This is a genomic window from Spirillospora sp. NPDC000708 (assembly GCF_040299565.1).
In the GTDB taxonomy this organism is placed as follows: Bacteria; Actinomycetota; Actinomycetes; order Streptosporangiales; family Streptosporangiaceae; genus Spirillospora.
On record NZ_JBEPCJ010000032.1, the window covers coordinates 67,185 to 85,078 of the forward strand.

The window sequence follows — 17,894 nt, forward strand, 5'->3', positions numbered from 1 at the left end:
GGAAAGGATCTTCGCGGCCAGGTCGTCCCGGCTCAGGCCGTCGGTGTCGCTCACTTACGCCTCCACAAAACTGTCGTACGCGCAGACTAGAGTCCTGGTGTGGCGAACGAACCAGCGACCCCTGACAAGCGTGACCGGCTCCTCCTGCTCGACGGGCATTCCCTGGCCTACCGCGCGTTCTTCGCGCTGCCGGTGGAGAACTTCTCCACCACGGACGGGCAGCCGACGAACGCGGTGTACGGCTTCACCTCGATGCTCATCAACGTCCTGCGCGACGAGCAGCCCACCCACATCGCGGTGGCGTTCGACCGCAGCGAGCCGACCTTCCGGCACGAGCAGTACGTGGAGTACAAGGCGGGGCGGCAGAAGACGCCCGACGAGTTCCGCAGCCAGGTCAGCCTGATCTTCGAGGTGCTGGACGCGCTGCGCATCCCGCGGATGTCGGTCGCGGGGTTCGAGGCCGACGACATCATCGCCACGCTGTCGGTGCAGGCCACCGAGGCCGGGCTGGACACCCTCGTCGTCACCGGCGACCGCGACGCGTTCCAGCTCGTCAACGAGCACGTCACGATCCTGTACCCGGTCAAGGGCGTGTCGGAGCTGGCCCGGATGGACCCGGCCGCGGTCGAGGCCAAGTACGGGGTGCCGCCCGAGCGGTACCGGGAGCTGGCCGCGCTGGTCGGGGAGAGCAGCGACAACCTGCCGGGCGTGCCCGGCGTCGGCCCGAAGACCGCCGCGAAGTGGCTGACCAAGTACGGCGACCTCGACACCCTCGTCGCCAAGGTCGACGAGATCAAGGGCAAGGCCGGCGACAACCTGCGCGAGCACCTGGCCGGGGTGCTGCGCAACCAGCAGATCAACAAGCTCGACACCAACGTGGGGCTGGAGCTGACGCCGCCGCAGCTGACGATGGGGCAGTGGGACCGCGACGAGATCCACACCCTGTTCGACTCGCTGCAGTTCCGGGTGCTGCGCGAGCGGCTGTACTCCTCGCTGTCCGCGGCCGAGCCGGAGGCCGACGAGGGCTTCGAGGTGCAGGTCGACGCGCTGGAGCCGGGCGCGCTCGGCGCCTGGCTGGACGCCAACGGCGGCACCCGGCTCGGCCTCGCCGTCACCGGCTCCTGGGGGCGCGGCACCGGCGAGGTCACCGCGCTCGCGCTGGCGTCCAAGGACGGGCCCGCCGTCCACCTCGACCCGGCGGAGCTGATCGAGGACGACGAGCGCGCGCTGGCCGCGTTCCTCTCCGACCCGTCCCGCCCCAAGGCGATCCACGAGGCGAAGGGCCCGATGCTGGCGCTCGCCGCGCGCGGCATGCGCCTCGACGGCGTCACCAGCGACACCGCGCTGGCCGCCTACCTGGCGCTGCCGGGGCAGCGCACGTTCGACCTCGCCGACCTCGTCCTGCGCTACCTGCACCGGGAGCTGCGCAGCGAGACCGAGGACTCCGGGCAGCTGACCCTGGACGGGTCGGGCGAGGAGGAGGCCGCCGAGGCCCTCGCCGTCCGCGCGCGCGCCGTCACCGAGCTGGCCGACGTCCTCGACCGCGACCTCGACAAGCGCGGCGCGACGCGGCTGCTGCACGAGGTGGAGCTGCCGCTCGTCCGGGTGCTGGCCGACATGGAGCGCGCGGGCATCGCCGTGGACGCCGACCACCTCGCCGGCCTGTCGGCGTCGCTCGGCGGCCAGGTGAAGGAGCAGGAGCAGCAGGCCCACGCCGCCGTCGGGCACGAGTTCAACCTCGGCTCGCCCAAGCAGGTGCAGCAGGTGCTGTTCGACGAGCTGAACCTGCCGAAGACCAAGCGGACCAAGACCGGCTACACCACCGACTCCGAGGCCCTCACCACGCTGCTGGAGAAGGACGGCCACCCGGTCCTGGAGCACATCCTGCGCTGGCGCGAGGTCGCCAAGCTGAAGAGCATCGTCGACTCGCTCATCCCGATGGCCGACGACGCGGGCCGCATCCACACCACGTTCAACCAGATGATCGCCGCGACCGGGCGGCTGTCGTCCACCGACCCGAACCTGCAGAACATCCCGATCCGCACCGCCGAGGGCCGGCAGATCCGGGAGGCGTTCGTCGTCGGCGGCGGGTTCGAGTCGCTGCTGACCGCCGACTACTCCCAGATCGAGCTGCGGATCATGGCGCACCTGTCGGAGGACGAGGCGCTGCTGGAGGCGTTCGGGACCGGCGCCGACTTCCACACCATCACCGCGTCCCGCGTGTTCGGGCTGCCGCCCGAGCAGATCGACTCCGAGCTGCGCGCCCGCATCAAGGCGATGAACTACGGCCTGGCGTACGGGCTGTCGGCGTACGGGCTGTCGCAGCAGCTGCGGATCTCCCCGGACGAGGCGCGCGGCCTGATGGAGGAGTACTTCCAGCAGTTCGGCGGCGTCCGCGACTACCTGCGCGACATCGTCGCCAAGGCCCGCCAGGACGGCTACACCGAGACCATCCTCGGCCGCCGCCGCTACCTGCCCGACCTCAACTCCGACAACCGGCAGCGCCGCGAGATGGCCGAGCGGATGGCGCTGAACGCGCCCATCCAGGGCTCGGCCGCCGACATCATCAAGGTCGCGAGCCTGAACGTCGACCGCGCCCTGCGCGAGGCGGGCCTGACCTCCCGGATGCTGCTGCAGGTCCACGACGAGCTGGTGTTCGAGGTCGCCCCGGGCGAGCTCGACGACCTCAAGTCCCTCGTCAGCGACCAGATGGCCGGGGCCTACGCCCTCCGCGCGCCCCTGAGCGTCTCCATGGGCACCGGCCGCACCTGGCAAGAAGCAGCGCACTAGCCGGTTCCGCCCGGTCCGGGTGCCCCGCGTCCGTTTGGGCGCGGGGCATTTTTTCATGCCCGCTCCCGGGGTCCTGCGGGCGGGGTATCCGGGTTTACCAGGGGGTTTCGCGCTTGGTGCGATGCGGGGCGGCACTGGAGTGGTCTGTGGAGATCATTCGGGTACGCCGGTCGGTGTCCGTTGATGTCCGGGGGGTCGTACGCTGTCCCCCTGGTCCTGTTCGGGTCTACCGGCGGGGGAAACGTGCCTCTCCTTCACAAGATCGCTGGAGTTGTGGTCGTCTGCGCCGTGATCCTGGGGCTGACGTTGCCAGGGGAGCGGCGCGGGCGCGATGAGGACGCCGCGGCGGCGCAGGCCGGGGCGACCGAGCGGGCCGCGCGCGACGGCCGGCCGGCCGAGGCGGCCAAGCCGTCCGGGCCCCCGCCGCCCGGTGCGGCGGCGTCCCCGAGCGCGTCGGCGAGCGCGGCGGCGGCGGAGCCCGTCCGGCTCGCGGCCGCGACGCCCGCGGCGGTGCAGGCGAAGGCCGACGAGCTGGGCCAGATCCCGGTGCTGATGTACCACCGGATCATGGTCAAGCCGGAGCAGTCGCTGGACCGCTCGACCAAGGAGCTGCACGACGAGCTGACGCGGCTCGCCAAGGACGGCTACGTGCCGATCACCGCGGCGCAGTTCGTCAGCGGGCGGATCGACGTCCCGGCCGGCAAGCACCCGGTCGTGCTCACCTTCGACGACAGCACGCCCGGGCACTTCGGGCTGGACCCGCAGGGCAACCCGAATCCCGACACGGCGGTCGGCGTCATCGAGCAGGTGGCGCGGGAGAACCCGGGGTTCCGCCCGACGGCGACGTTCTACCTGAACAAGGACCTGTTCGGGATGAGCGGCGTGCAGGCCGCCGCGGGCCTGAAGTGGCTCACCCAGCACGGGTACGAGATCGCCAACCACACCCTGTCGCACCCCGACCTGTCGCACCTGTCCAAGGACCAGGTGTACAAGGAGATCGGCGGCATGGAGGACGAGATCGTCAAGATGACGGGGACGCACACGACGACGTTCGCCTACCCGTTCGGGGTCGCCCCGCACAAGACGGCGTGGGCGGAGAAGAAGGACGGCTCGTACGCCTTCCAGGGGATCTTCCTGGCGGGGTGGCGGCCGTCGGTGTCGCCGTTCGACGCGAAGTTCGACCGGTGGGCGATCGACCGGGTGCGGTCCGAGGGCAAGATCAAAGAGGACGACTGCAAGCAGTTCTGCTCGACGGCCTGGCTCGACTATCTGGACAAGCACCCCGATGAGCGGTACACATCTGACGGTGACCCGAACACGGTGACGTTTCCCAATATGCTCGAGGACCGGCTGGGCAAGCCGTACCGGGCCTGGGCGCGGGTCTACTGATGCGCGCGGGCGGGCGGCGTACGCACCGGATTGACCAGGCGCGCCGCGTCCCATATTCTGATCGCTGCGCTGTGGGCCTGCGCGCGCTTCGGACGGAGCAGGCTCGCGCTCGGTCAGGTCGGCGACATCGGTTCGGTTCACTGACGCGGTCAGCACCGCGTTCCTTCCGGTTCTCGGCAGGGCGGACGGCCCTCCGCGCACAACCCATAACGACTTCCATGTCCGTACCGGAGCCAGCCGACACATGACGAGTAGCACCGAGGCCACCTCGACCACCCCGCAGGTAGCGGTCAACGACATCGGGTCCGAGGAAGCCTTCCTCGCGGCGATCGATGAGACCATCAAGTACTTCAACGACGGCGACATCGTCGAAGGCACCGTCGTCAAGGTCGATCGTGACGAGGTCCTCCTCGACATCGGCTACAAGACCGAGGGCGTCATCCCCTCGCGCGAGCTGTCCATCAAGCACGACGTCGACCCCAACGAGGTCGTCGCCGTCGGCGATCACGTCGAGGCCCTCGTCCTCCAGAAGGAGGACAAGGAAGGCCGGCTGATCCTGTCCAAGAAGCGCGCCCAGTACGAGCGCGCCTGGGGCACGATCGAGAAGATCAAGGACGAGGACGGCATCGTCACCGGCACGGTCATCGAGGTCGTCAAGGGCGGTCTCATCCTCGACATCGGCCTGCGGGGCTTCCTGCCCGCGTCGCTGGTCGAGATGCGCCGGGTCCGCGACCTGCAGCCGTACGTCGGCCGCGAGCTCGAGGCGAAGATCATCGAGCTGGACAAGAACCGCAACAACGTGGTCCTGTCCCGCCGCGCCTGGCTGGAGCAGACGCAGAGCGAGGTCCGCCAGACCTTCCTCAACACCCTGCAGAAGGGCCAGGTCCGCAAGGGCGTCGTCTCCTCGATCGTCAACTTCGGCGCGTTCGTCGACCTCGGCGGCGTCGACGGCCTGGTGCACGTCTCCGAGCTGTCCTGGAAGCACATCGACCACCCCTCCGAGGTCGTCGAGGTCGGCCAGGAGGTCACGGTCGAGGTCCTGGACGTCGACATGGAGCGCGAGCGCGTCTCCCTGTCGCTCAAGGCGACCCAGGAAGACCCGTGGCAGCAGTTCGCCCGCACCCACCAGATCGGCCAGGTCGTGCCGGGCCGCGTCACCAAGCTGGTGCCGTTCGGCGCGTTCGTCCGGGTCGAGGAGGGCATCGAGGGCCTGGTGCACATCTCCGAGCTGGCCGAGCGCCACGTGGAGATCCCCGAGCAGGTCGTCCAGGTCGGCGACGAGATCTTCGTGAAGATCATCGACATCGACCTCGACCGGCGGCGGATCAGCCTGTCGCTCAAGCAGGCCAACGAGGGCGCCGCGGGGATCGAGGAAGAGGACTTCGACCCGACCCTGTACGGCATGCCGGCGGAGTACGACGAGCAGGGCAACTACAAGTACCCCGAGGGCTTCGACGCCGAGACGGGCGAGTGGCTGCCGGGCTTCGACGAGCAGCGCGAGACCTGGGAGCGGCAGTACGCCGAGGCCCGCGCCCGCTTCGACGCCCACCGCAAGCAGATCGAGGAGGCCCGCAAGGCCGAGGCGGAGGCCGAGACCGGCCCCGCGACCGGCGGCGGCGAGACCTCCTACTCCGGCGGCGGGGAGAGCGAGTCGGGCGGTGGCGCGCTGGCCACCGACGAGGCCCTCGCCGCGCTGCGGGAGAAGCTGTCCGGCGGCCAGTGATCCGTCACTGACCCCGCACTGACGGCGGCGGCCCGGCGGGCCGCCACGACCACGGCCGGAGCGCGATCCCTGGATCGCCCCCGGCCGTGGCCGCTTTTGCGCCCGCGGACCCGGCGGCCTCGCCCGCGCCCGGACGTCCTCGCCCGGCCCCGGCGGCACCGTCCCGCGGACCGGGCGCCGCCGACCGAGCCCGGCGGCGTCCTCCGCAGAGCCGACCGCGCCGACCGCGCCGACCGCGCCGACCGCGGGATCGTGCGGCGGGACCCCGTCCCGCCCGTCCCGCCGGCCCCGCGCGGGCCCGTATGATCGTCCGGTGGTGTGATCGGTTCCGCTCCCGGCGGGTTTCGCCCGCGAAGCGCCCGCCGGGGCCGTAGAGTCCGCAGGGGCCGCGCAGTGCCGCGCCGCCGCCACCCCCGAAGGTCCGCTCGTCCCCCGGGAGCACTCGTTCAATTGGCCAGCACAGAAGTAGGCACGAAGATCGGCGGCCCGGCGGCGCAGGGGCCGTCCATCGTCCCGCAGGGGCCCGCCCGGCTGACGCTCATCGCGATCACGGTCGCGGTGCTCGCGCAGACCCTGCGCTTCTCGCTTCCCCAGCTCGACCACTTCGCCGACGACGCCGGCATGGGCGTGGCCGCGATCGCCGTGCTGGCGGTCTACCTCGCCGGGTTCGCCGCGCCGCTGGTGCGCCGCGCCGCCGGGCCGAGCGGGCTGCTGCTGGCCGGCGTCGGCGGGCTGTTCGCCGTCCGGCTGCTCGCCCAGGCGATCGGCCCGCAGACCTGGCTGGCGTTCGTCGGCACCGCCATCGGCATGATCGCGGTCGCGGCGCTGTTCGAGGGGGCGCGCGGGCTGTCCGGCGTCGGGTTCGCCACCGCGACCGTCGCGGGCCTGTCCGCCGACACCGCGGTCCGGATGTGCTTCGCCACCTGGGACCCGGTGTGGCGGAGCGGGATCGGGCCGTGGGCGGCGTGCCTGGCGTTCGTGGCGCTCGGCGCCGCCGCCCTGTACCGGGAGCTGTCGTCCGGGCCGGTCACGGCGCCGGGCCTGTCCTGGCGGGACGCGATGGGCGCCGCCGCGTTCGGGCCGTTCCTCGCGCTGCAGGTGCTGGTGCTGGCCAGCCCCGCGTTCGTCGCCTCGTCCGGCTGGCAGTCGCTGACCGCCGCGCACATCGCGATCGTCGTCGGGCAGGGCCTGGCGCTGGCGTTCCTGGCGTCCGGGCTCGCCGTCCGCGCCGTCCCCGGCGGGGTCTGCGTGCTCGGCGGCACCGTGCTCGGCGTCGGCGCCGGCGCGGTCGCCGGGACGTACGCGGTCACCGGCATCGAGGTCGTGCCGATCGTCGTCCTCGGGCAGGTGCTGTCGGCGTGGCTGCTGGCGGTGGCGTGCCGGGCGCCGCTGCGCCGCGCCGGGACCGGCGGGCCGGTCTGGCGGATCGACGTGGGCGCCGCCCTCGGCGGCTTCCTGATCCTCGTCCTGCTCGTCCCGTACCAGGTCAGCGCGCTGTCGCCGCTGCCGTTCCCGAACAACGTCCTGCCGGGCGTCGCGGGCATCGCCCTCGGCGGGCTCGCGGCCGCCGCGGCGGCCCGGGGCGGTCCGCTGCCCGCGCGCGCGCCGCTGCGCGCGCTGACCGGCGGCGCCGCCGCGCTCGCCCTGCTGCTCGGCACCGTGGTGTTCACGGTGGCCGCGCCGGACGGGACGGCGAAGGCCGGGCCCGTCCCCGGCCAGGTCCGCCTGCTCAGCTACAACATCGAGGACGCCATCAACCAGAAGGGGCGGCTGGACCCCGAGGGCGTCGCCCGCACCATCGAGGGGCAGCGCGCCCAGGTCGTCCTGCTGCAGGAGGCGAGCCGCGGGTCGCTGCTGTCGGGCACCGCCGACCTCGGCGTCTGGCTGTCGCGGCGGCTCGGCATGAAGCTGATCTGGGGGCCCGCGGCGGACGGCCAGTTCGGCAACGCGATCCTGACCTCGCTGCCCGTCCGCAGCTCCGGCACGGGCCGGATGCAGAAGGGCGACTGGTCGCAGATCCGCGGGTACGTGTGGGCGCGGCTGGCCGTCGGCGGCAGCACGATGGACGTCTGGTCGACCCGCCTGCAGGGCGGCGACGGGCAGAGCGGCGAGCGGTCCCGCGAGGTGGCGGCGCTGCTGCGCGCCTGGGGCGGCGCGCCCCGGACCGTCATCGGCGGCGACTTCGGCGCCGGGCCCGGAAGCCCCGAGGTCGCCGGCATGACCGACGGGACGGACCTGCGGAACGCCGCGCTCGGCGGCGACGCGTCCCCGACCTCCGTCGACGGCGACCGCACCGACTACGTCTTCGGTTCCGACGGGGTGATGTTCACCGACTACGACGTTCCCCGTTCGGGGGCGTCCGGCCACTATCCGGTCGCGGTGACGCTCCGGATCGGGAAGTGAGGCGACCATGCGGGACGCGGGGCCCGGGAGCGGGGACGCGAGCACGGCGACGGTCGAGGCGGCGGTGCCCGCCGACGCCGGCGAGCTGCTGACGCTGCAGCGCGCCGCCTACGTCTCCGAGGCGCAGCTGTACGGCGACCCGTTCATCCCGCCGCTGGTGGAGTCGCTGGAGCAGCTCCGCAAGGTGCTGGAGGGCGACGCCGTGGTGCTGAAGGCGGTGCTCGGCGGCCGGATGGCCGGTGCCGTCCGCGCCCAGTTCAGCGACCACACCTGCCTGGTCGGGCGGCTCGTCGTCGCGCCGGACCTGCAGGGCCGCGGGATCGGCGGGCGGCTGATGCGGGAGCTGGAGGAGCGCGTCGCGGGCCGCGCCGACGCGTGCGTGCTGTTCACCGGGCACCTCAGCGAAGGCAACCTGCGCCTGTACCGGCGGCTCGGCTACGCCGAGACGCACCGCGAGCGGGTCGCCGCGCACCTGACGCTCGTGCACATGCGCAAGACCCTCGTCCCCGCCGAAACCCCCTGATCCGCGGCCGGGCCCGCCGGCGCTAGGGTGGGCGCGTGCTGAAAGTGGGACTCACCGGCGGAATCGGGTCGGGCAAGAGCGAGGTGTCCGCGCGGCTGGACGAGCGCGGCGCGGTGGTCATCGACGCCGACAAGATCGCCCGCGAGGTGGTCGAGCCGGGCACGCCGGGTCTCGCCGCGGTCGTCGCCGAGTTCGGCGAGGAGGTGCTGCTGCCGTCCGGCGCCCTCGACCGGGAGCGCGTCGGCAGGATCGTGTTCGCCGACGCGGACCGGCTCGCCGCGCTGAACGCCATCGTCCACCCCCTGGTCGGGGAGCGGATGCAGGAGCTCATGGACGCCGCGCCCGCCGACGCGATCGTCGTCTACGACGTCCCGCTGCTGGCGGAGAACGGCCTCGCCGGCATGTACGACGCGGTGGTGGTCGTGGACGCGCCCGAGGAGACCCAGCTGGACCGGCTGACGTCCCGGCGCGGCATGACCGAGGAGGACGCCCGCGCCCGCATGGCGAACCAGGCCACCCGCGAGCAGCGCCGCGCCGTCGCCACCCACGTGATCGACAACTCCGGCACCCTGGACGACCTGAAGTCCCAGGTCGACGCCCTCTGGGAGACCCTCACCCGCCAGGCCGCCGACAAGCCCGCAAGCGAGCGGCCCTGACCCGTCACACGAGCGGCCCTGACCCGTCACCAGCGGCCCTGAGCCGTCACGAGCACCCCTGACCCGTCACGAGCCAGACCTGAGCCGTCACGCGAGCGCGCTATCTGACCGGTGGGGGCGATGCCGAAGGCGAGCCCCCACCGGGAAGCTCGCGAAGCGAGTTCGCGCTCGCACAAGCACGGTCAAGAGCCGAGCCCCAGGCGAGGCTCTTGGGCCGAGCTTGCTAGAACACCGCGTCCATGGGGAGCTGGCGGACCTCGCGGAGGTAGTCGTCGAGCTCGCCGGGTTCGAAGCGGCACATGCCGACGGCGTACCAGAACTCGGCGGTGGCGTTGCCCTCCCACTTGTAGCGGCCGTCGGGCGCGAGCGCGGCCCAGCCCTCGGCGAGGCCGAGGAGGGTCGCGCGGCGGACCGGGGCGGCGCGGTCGGAGACGTCCCACAGGATGACGGCGCCGTCGTCGCCGGCGGTGGCGAGCTGCGTCCCGTCGGGGCTGAACGCCGCCGACCAGACGCGCCGGGTGTGGCCGGTGAGGGTGTGCAGCGGCCGGCCGGTCGCGGGGTCCCAGAGCCGGACGACGAGGTCGTCGCCGGCGCTGGCGAGCATCTCCCCGGACGGGTGGAACGCGGTCGTCCACAGGCGGCCGACGTGGCCGCGCAGCTCGTGCAGCGCCTCGCCGGATGACGGGTCCCACAGCCGGACGGTGCCGTCGTTGCTGGCGCTGGCGAGGACGTCGCCGGACGGCGCGAACGCGACCTGGTAGACGCGGTCGGCGTGGCCGCGCAGCATCCGGAGGAGTTCGCCGGTGCGGGGCTCCCACAGCCGGACCACGCCGTCGTCGCAGCCGGTCGCGACGGCGTCGCCGCCGGGGTGGAAGCAGATGGAGCGGACCCGGCCGCGGTGGTCGGCGAGGTTGACGATCTCGCGGCCGCTCGTCCAGTACCAGAGCCGGACGCTGTCGTCGTCGTTGGCGGTGGCGAGGACGTCGCCGTCGGGCGCGAACGCCTGCGCCCACACGTGGTCGGTCTCGACGTTCAGCTCCCGCTCGAACGTGCCGGTGCCGGCCTGCCACAGGTGGACGCCGCCGTCGTTGGTGGCGGTCGCGAGCTGGGAGTCGCGGCCGTTGAACGCGGCGGAGGTGAGATTGTCGGCGGCGCCGCGCAGCTCCCGGACCATCCGGCCGGTCCGCGGCTCCCACAGCCGGACGAGGCCGTCGTTGCCGCTGGAGGCCAGCAGCCCGCCGTCCGGGCTGAACGCGACGCCGGTGACGCGGCGGCCGTGGCCGCGCAGCACCGTCCGGCACTGGCCGGTCTCGGCGTCCCACAGCCGGGCGGTGCCGTCGTTGCTGCTGGTGGCGAGCTGGTGGCCGTCGGGGCGGAACGCGAACGGCCAGACGGCGCCGCGGTGCCCGGCGAGCTCCAGGCGCTGCCGGCCCGTCGCGGGGTCCCACAGCCGGACGGACCCGGCGCTGTCGGCGGTGGCGAGGCGGCCGCCGTCGGGGCTGAAGGCGGCCTGGTAGATGCCGCCGCCGTGGCCGGTGAGGGCGGCGCGGGGCCGGCCGTCCTCCCAGAGCCGGACGGACCCGTCGGTGTCGCCGGTGACCAGCAGGTCGCCGCCGGGGTGGAACGCGATGGCGTAGACGCGGCCGGTGTGGCCGAGCAGCTCCTGGCGGATCTCGCCGGTGCGGATGTCCCAGAGCCGGACGACGCCGGCCTCGTCGCCGGCCGCCAGCACCGAGCCGCCGGGGTGGAACACGGCGCGGAACACGGCGCCGCGGTGGCCGGTCAGCTCGCGCCGCAGCGCGCCGGTGGCGAGGTCCCAGACCCGCAGGGTGCCGCCCGCGTCGCCGGTGACCATGAGGGAGCCGGCGGGGTCGAACACGGCGGTGTAGACGGGCGCGGTGTGCCCGGACAGGTCGTGGAGGTGCTCGCCGGTGGCGGCGTCCCAGATCCGGATCGTGCCGTCGGCGGCGCCCGCCGCCACCAGGCTCCCGCCGGCGGGCGCGTGCCCGCCGACGACGACGGGCCACACGCCTTCGGGGTGGACGGTGAGGGTGTGCCGGCAGCGTCCGCTCGCGAGGTCCCAGATGCGGACGGTGCCGTCCGCGGAGCCGCTGGCGAGGAGGTCGCCGTCGCGGTCGAACGCCACCGCGTAGGCGCGGTCGCGGTGGCCCTGGAGGGTGCGCAGCGGGGTTCCGGTGACGGCGTCGCAGACGAGGACGCCGCCGTCCTCGCTGCCGACGGCGAGGACGGACCCGCCGGGGCTGTAGGCGAGCGGCTGCGGCAGCCGGCTGGTCTGGAAGTGGAAGCCGTAGGGGACGCCGACGGCGGCGGGCGCGACCTGGATGTCGATGGGGCGGCCGGGCGCGATGGCGGCCTCGCGCAGCTCCGGCGCGGTCGCGATCCGGTCGGGCAGGGCGGCGTCGACGAGCGCGGCGCGCGTCCAGCGGCTGCCCTCGATGGCGGCGTCGCGCAGGTCGGCGCGGGCGAGCCGGGCCCGGGACAGGTCGGCGCCGCGCAGGTCCGCGCCGGTCAGCTTCGCCTCGTCGAGCCGCGCCCCGGCGAGCGAGGCGTCCCGCAGCACCGCGCGCGACAGGTTCGCGCCGACGAGCTGCGCGTCGGTGAGGTCGGCGCCGGTCAGGTCGACCTCGTGCAGGTCGCGGTAGGACAGGTCCTCGCCCTGCAGGCGGGCGCCGCGCAGGTCGGTGCGGGCGGGGGTGCGCAGCCGGGTGGTGACGCGGATGGCGTTGGCGCGGGCGGTGTCGTCGGCGCCGGGGTCGGCGAGGACGCCGGCGGCCCAGTCCTGGCAGGCGCGGGTGTCGGCGAGGTCGCAGAGGAAGTCCACGGTGAGCTGGGACAGCGCGCGGCGGCTCAGCGCGGCGGGGACGGCGCCGCGGGCGAACGCGTCGGCGATGTGCCGGGCGACGAGCCACTCCACCACCGAGCCGTGGATGAACCCGAACAGGCCCTCGTCGGTGCGGACGAGCAGGCTGCCGGCGCCGACCGCGTGCGTCACCTGGTGCGGCGACAGGCGTCCCTCGGCGAGGCCGGTGAGGGTGTCGGCGACGTCGGCGAGCTCGGCGAGGCGCAGGAACTGCTCGTTGCCCTCCCACAGCCGCAGCGCGAGCGTGCCGACCGCCTCCCACATGTCGTCGACGGCGAGCCCGGACGGCCCGCCGGTGCCGCGGACCCGCTCGGCCTCGTACGCCAGCCACGACGACAAAATCTCCTGGTAGAGGTCGGCGGGGCTGACCGTGGTGCGGGCCTGCGCGACGGCGCGGAGCCGGTCCTCGGGGAGGTCGGCGATGAAGCTGAGCATGCGGGGGTTGGAGGTCAGCGCGAGCAGTTCCTCGATGCCCGACAGCAGGCCGAGGCGGGCGTCGGCGGCCTCCTCGTCGCCGTACCGGTTGACCAGGTACGAGCGGACCTGCCGGGGCGTGAACTCCTCCAGCCCGAGGACGCGCCGGTGCGGCAGCACCCCGACCTTCTCGCCGAGGGCGGTGAGCACCTGCGCCTGCGACTTGAAGTGCTGGGTGCGGCTCGCCACGACGATCTTCGCCTTGTCCTGCGCGGCCTGGAGCAGGGTGTCGAGGTGGTCGGCGGCCTGGTCGTAGGTCACCCGGGTGACCAGCTCGTCGAACCCGTCGAACAGCAGCACGATGCGGCCCTGCCGCAGCATGTAGTGGAACGCCTTGAGGTCGATCAGCTCCTCGCCGTGGTTCGCCAGGTGCGCGGCGACGAGACCGTCCACCGAGTGCGCCTTGTCGAGGGCGCGCAGCTCGATGAGGATCGGGACGACGTGCGGCAGCTCCTCGGGGATGCGGCGGGCCAGCTCGCGCAGCGCGAACGTCTTGCCGCGGCCGAAGTCGCCCAGCAGCAGCAGGAACCGGCCGTGGTCGGCGGCCAGCAGCCGCAGCATCTCCCCGACGACGTCCTCCTCGACGCCGACGCCGGCTCCGGACGCCCCGCCGGACGCCCCGCCGGGGGTCTCGGCGGCGGGCGCACCGGAGGTCTCGGCGGACGGCGCGTCCGGGCGGAACCGGTCCAGCTCCCGGTACCGCTGCGGGACGTACAGCGACGGCGGGTACAGCCCGCCCGCCGACAGCCGCGCCGTCTGCGCCGACACGTACTCCGACAGGTCGAGGAGCCCCTGGAACTCGGTGAGGCTGCGGACCCGGATGCCGCGGCGCAGCGCGTCCTCGCGCAGCGACCGCGGCGGCGCCGGACCGAGGTAGACCAGCTCCGACCCGTGGTCGGCGCCGTCGGCGTGCACGTGCCGGACGAACGCGTCCACGTCCTCCGCGGTCACCTGCCCGACGTGCGCGCCGATCCGGTACTGCCGGACGAACCCGTCCTCCAGGTGGGTGAGCAGCAGGTGCGGCGGGTCGGCGCGGCCGTCCTCGCGGGGCGGCGGGACGACGCGCCGGATCGTCGCGCGCTCGAACCGGGTCTCGCACGCCTCGGTGAGCCGGTCCAGCAGCCGGGCCGTGGGGTCGGGCGCCGGGTCGGCGGGGCGGTCCGGGACCTCGCCGGCGCCGAGCCCGGGGAGGGGGCCGGCCGGTCCCGCCGCCTCCGCCCGGGGCGGGAACGTTCCCGCGGTCTTCGACCAGGCGACGGCGAGGCGCTCGGGGCCGCGCCTGGCGGCGTCCTCGGGGATCCACCGCTCCAGGCCGTCCGGGCGCAGCACGACGGTCTGGTGCCGGCCGGGGCCGAGCGCCGGGACGGACGGGACGCCGGAGCCGAGCAGCGGCACGGCGCCGAAATCGGACTCGGTGCCCTGGAAGAACAGGTTGACGTGGCCGCTCAGCAGCGTCTCCACCGTCTCGGGGTCGCGCAGCGCCCCCGGCTCCCCGGCGATGGGCGTGTGCTCCACCGCGCCGAGCCGCAGCCATCCCTCGTCCTCGAAGTGGCGGAGCCGCTCGTTGAACCAGGCCGCCTGCGCCTGCCCCACCCGCCCGTACCGGTCCTCCTCGCGGTGCGACTGCGGGAGCGTCGAGTTGAGCCCCGCCACGACGACCTTCAGGTCGGGGACGGGGAACAGCGTCCAGGGCTGCGCGCTGTCGAAGATCAGCGCGTCGAGGCCCTGGTAGAACTCCTTGAACAGGTTCGCGAAGTGCCGCCACTTCGGCCAGTAGGGCGGCTGCGGCTCGATGTCGTCGGCCTCGCAGCTGGAGAAGTACGCCTGGCAGGCCGCGCGGGTCACGTCGTGCGTGCCCGGCACCACCGCGACGCGCTGCGCCTCCAGGCCGAGCAGGGCGCGCAGGCTCGTCAGGAACGACAGCGCCTCGGCGAACTCCTTGCGGCTGCCGGAGTGGGTGAGGTTGCCGGTGACGACCAGCAGGTCCGGGCGGGGGACGCCGGCGTCGGCGAGCCGGGTCACGTCGCTCCAGATGCGGTCCTGCAGCTCCGCCGCCGTCGTCGGCTCGCCCGGCTCGGCGAGGGTCCGGCCGAACCGCGGGCCCGACACGTGCAGCACGCTCAGCCGCTCGCGGCGCTCCTCACCGCCGCGCGCGGAGGGGAACGCCGGCGCCGCCACCGGCGCGCGGCGCGCCGGGCGCTCGCCGACCGGCTCCGGGCGCCCCGGCCCGGCGAGCCTGTCCCCGGCGAGCCCGTCCCCGGCGGGACCGTCGCCCTCCAGGCGGCCCACGATCGCCGCGGGGCCGCCCGCGGCCCCCCGCCCGCCCCCCGGGAAGCCCGGGCCGTCCGAGGGGCGCGCGTGGCCGACCAGCGCCTCCTGGATGCGCCGCATCAGCAGCCCGCGCGCCTCGTCGGGGTCGTCGACGCCGACCAGGTCCACGTAGGTGATCGTCGACAGCAGCCCGTCGATGGGGCAGTCCTCGATCCGGACGGTGACGAGCTTGCGGGCCGGGTCGTCCGGGTCGGCCCGCAGCGCCGCCATCCATTCCAGCCGGCCGTACCGCGAGCGCAGGTAGTTGCGCGACAGGACCGCCACCACGGCCTTGGCCTCCGACAGCCCCCGGTCCATGAAGTCGATGAAGTTCGTGCCGGGCACGAAGTCCCACGCCTGCATCATCGTCCGGTGCCCGGCCGCCTCCAGCTGCCAGGCGATCCAGGACGCCCACCGCTCGTCCGCGGGGGAGTAGCTGATGAAGAAGTCGGTGGGACGCTCCTGCCGTGGACGGCCGCCGGGGGGAGTCATGCCGCCAGTATCGCGCCTGGGAAGGCGATCTCGAGCGCATCGGCCCGGTGAGCCGCCGGCGCACCGGCCGGGTTATGGGATCATGGCGCGCGTGTCGCCCCCGATCGAGACCGTCCGCCGCGCGGCCCGCTCGCTGGGCGTTCTCGACTGGATCCGCATCGGCGTCCTCGCGCTCGGCCTCGTCTTCGTCGCGACCGGTGCGCTGCCCGCCGAGACCGCGCGCTCCAGCGTCGGGCGCATCGCGCCGCTGCTGCTGTTCCTGTTCGCGATCATCGTGCTCGCGGAGCTGACCAAGGAGGCCGGCGTCTTCGACGCCATCGCCCAGCGGGTGGCGCGCGCCGGGCGCGGCCGCTATGCCGCCCTGTTCCTGCTGTGCGTGGCGTTCGCGTCGGTCAACACCATCTTCCTCAACCTCGACACGACGGCGGTACTGCTCACGCCCGTCATGCTGGCGCTCGCGGCGCGCGCGCGGATCGCGGCTCTGCCGCTCGCCATGACGACCGTGTGGCTCGCCAACACCGCCAGCCTGCTGCTGCCGGTCTCCAACCTGACGAACCTGCTCGCCTCCGACCGCGTGGCCCTGGAGACCCCCGCGTTCGCCGCGCGGATGTGGCTGCCGCAGGCGGCGGTCCTGGCCGTCACCATGGCGCTGCTGTGGGTGTTCTACTGGCGGCGCCGCATGCGCGGAGAGGACGCCTACGACCCGCCGGAACCCGTCCCCGTGCGCGACCGGGTGCTGTTCTCCGCGACCGGCGTCGCGTGCCTGCTGTTCATCGGCGCGATCCTGGCGGGCGTCCACACCGGGATCCAGCTCGGCATAGCGACCACGGTGGCCGCCGCGGTGGCCGTCGCGGCGTTCGCCGTGCGGGACCGCTCGGCGCTGCGCCCGGCGCTGATCCCGTGGCAGCTGATGGTGTTCGTCACCGGGCTGTTCCTGGTCGTCCCCACGCTGGAGCGCTACGGCCTCGACGACGCGATGCGCGCGCTCGTCGGCACCGACGACGGCGCCTCGGGAGCGTTCCGCGCCGCCTTCTCGGGGGCGGGGCTGTCGAACGTCCTGAACAACCTGCCCGCCTACGTCGCGGGCGAGTCCGCCGTGCCCGCGGCCAACAAGGACCAGCTGCTCTCGCTGCTCGCCGGCACGAACGTGGGGCCCGTCATCACCCCGTGGGGGTCGCTCGCCACGCTCCTGTGGTTCGAGTGGTGCCGCCGCTGGGACGTCCGGGTCCCGATGCGCAAGTTCGTCCTGACCGGAGCGGCCCTCGCGGTCCTGGGCTGCGCCGCCGCCGTCGGGACGCTGCTGCTCACCCGCTGACGCGCCCCAGTGAGGTTCAGGGGGAGGGCAGGCTCAGGGGGAGGGGCTGCTCAAGGGGAGGGGCTGCTCAAGGGGAGGGGACGCTCCAGGCGGCCGTCTCCAGCAGGCGGTCGAGCAGCTCCGGACGCGCCGCGACGAAGCTCAGCTCCGACGGCGGCCGGTCGATGCCCAGCTCGTACGGCGCCCCGTCCAGGCGGCGCAGCTCCGCGCCCGCCTCCGCCGCCAGCAGCGCCCCCGCCGGAAGGTCCACGATCTCCGGCAGGTAGCCGACGAACCCGTCGATGTCGCCGCGCGCCAGCATCGCCCACCCCACCAGCGGCGCCCACAGCTGCAGCATCCGCGCGCACCCGGCCTCCACCCGCGAGCGCAGCCCGAACGCCTCGGCGTCGCCCGGCCCCACCTGGTGGCCCTGCGTCCACGCCAGCACCGGATTGCGCTCCCGCCCCGGACGCGGGCGCTCCGGCAGCGTGAGCGGCGCCCCGTCGGGGCCCTGCGCGCCCCCGCCGTTCAGCGCGGACCAGGTCCGCCCCGTCACCGGGTCATGGACGACGCCCAACACCGGCTCCGCGCGCGCACACAGCGCCAGGCCGACCGCGTACACCGGCATCCCGATGGCGACGTTGTTGGTGCCGTCCAGCGGATCGACGAGCCACACCATCTCCTCGCCCGGCGCGCCGTCCAGGATCCCGGACTCCTCCGCGATGATCCGGTGCCCCGGATACGACGCGCGCAGCCGCTCCAGGATCAGCGACTCGGCGGCCGTGTCCAGCTCCGTCACCACGTCCCCGGCCGTGCCCTTCGGGCGGGCCTCCACCGGCCCGTCCACCCGCGACCGCAGCAGCGTCCCCGCCGCCTCCGCCGCCTCGACCGCCACCCGGCGGGCCTCCGAGAGATCGACCGGGAGGGCCGGTGACGGGGTGCCGGTTCTCATCGGGGCC

Annotated in this window: 9 protein-coding genes; 7 read left to right on the top strand and 2 right to left on the bottom strand. The window is 74.0% G+C overall.

Features of this window, described 5'->3' with window-relative positions:
- Positions 1–99: 99 nt before the first annotated feature.
- From polA to coaE, 6 genes are all read left to right on the top strand, one after another.
- Entirely contained in the window at positions 100–2,790 is a 2,691-nt protein-coding gene (gene polA / locus ABT299_RS23185; protein ID WP_500251962.1) for a DNA polymerase I, read from the top strand.
- A gap of 243 nt (positions 2,791–3,033) precedes the next feature.
- A complete protein-coding gene (locus ABT299_RS23190; protein ID WP_190862407.1) occupies positions 3,034–4,179 on the top strand; it encodes a polysaccharide deacetylase family protein in 1,146 nt (381 codons plus the stop codon).
- 244 nt (positions 4,180–4,423) lie between these two features.
- A complete protein-coding gene (rpsA, locus tag ABT299_RS23195) occupies positions 4,424–5,902 on the top strand; it encodes a 30S ribosomal protein S1 (protein ID WP_151597584.1) in 1,479 nt (492 codons plus the stop codon).
- Between the two features lie 450 nt (positions 5,903–6,352).
- Complete coding sequence (locus ABT299_RS23200; RefSeq protein ID WP_500251963.1) at positions 6,353–8,305, top strand: endonuclease/exonuclease/phosphatase family protein; 1,953 nt, start codon at positions 6,353–6,355, stop codon at positions 8,303–8,305.
- Positions 8,306–8,312: 7 nt separating this feature from the next.
- Positions 8,313–8,828, top strand: a complete 516-nt coding sequence (locus ABT299_RS23205) for a GNAT family N-acetyltransferase (protein ID WP_190862412.1) — start codon at positions 8,313–8,315, stop codon at positions 8,826–8,828.
- Between the two features lie 35 nt (positions 8,829–8,863).
- The gene (coaE, locus tag ABT299_RS23210) at positions 8,864–9,484 is read left to right on the top strand and encodes a dephospho-CoA kinase (protein WP_190862414.1); all 621 of its coding nucleotides are present in this window, start codon (positions 8,864–8,866) and stop codon (positions 9,482–9,484) included.
- A gap of 223 nt (positions 9,485–9,707) precedes the next feature.
- On the opposite strand, the gene ABT299_RS23215 is transcribed toward coaE, so the two are convergent.
- A complete protein-coding gene (locus tag ABT299_RS23215) occupies positions 9,708–15,641 on the bottom strand; it encodes a WD40 domain-containing protein (RefSeq protein ID WP_500251964.1) in 5,934 nt (1,977 codons plus the stop codon).
- 91 nt (positions 15,642–15,732) lie between these two features.
- On the opposite strand from ABT299_RS23215, the gene ABT299_RS23220 reads away from it, so the two are divergent.
- Entirely contained in the window at positions 15,733–16,956 is a 1,224-nt protein-coding gene (locus ABT299_RS23220) for an ArsB/NhaD family transporter (RefSeq protein WP_347257047.1), read from the top strand.
- Between the two features lie 67 nt (positions 16,957–17,023).
- Here ABT299_RS23220 and ABT299_RS23225 read toward each other — a convergent pair whose 3' ends face one another.
- Positions 17,024–17,887: an inositol monophosphatase family protein gene (locus tag ABT299_RS23225; RefSeq protein WP_190866178.1), complete on the bottom strand. Its 864-nt coding sequence runs from the start codon at positions 17,885–17,887 to the stop codon at positions 17,024–17,026.
- Positions 17,888–17,894 lie beyond the last annotated feature (7 nt).

Excerpts from the sequence above, each read along its gene's own strand:
- ABT299_RS23215 (WP_500251964.1), bottom strand. The coding sequence starts at position 15,641 with ATGACTCCCCCCGGCGGCCGTCCACGGCAGGAGCGTCCCACCGACTTC.
- ABT299_RS23225 (WP_190866178.1), bottom strand. The coding sequence starts at position 17,887 with ATGAGAACCGGCACCCCGTCACCGGCCCTCCCGGTCGATCTCTCGGAG.
- ABT299_RS23205 (WP_190862412.1), top strand. The coding sequence starts at position 8,313 with ATGCGGGACGCGGGGCCCGGGAGCGGGGACGCGAGCACGGCGACGGTC.
- rpsA (WP_151597584.1), top strand. The coding sequence starts at position 4,424 with ATGACGAGTAGCACCGAGGCCACCTCGACCACCCCGCAGGTAGCGGTC.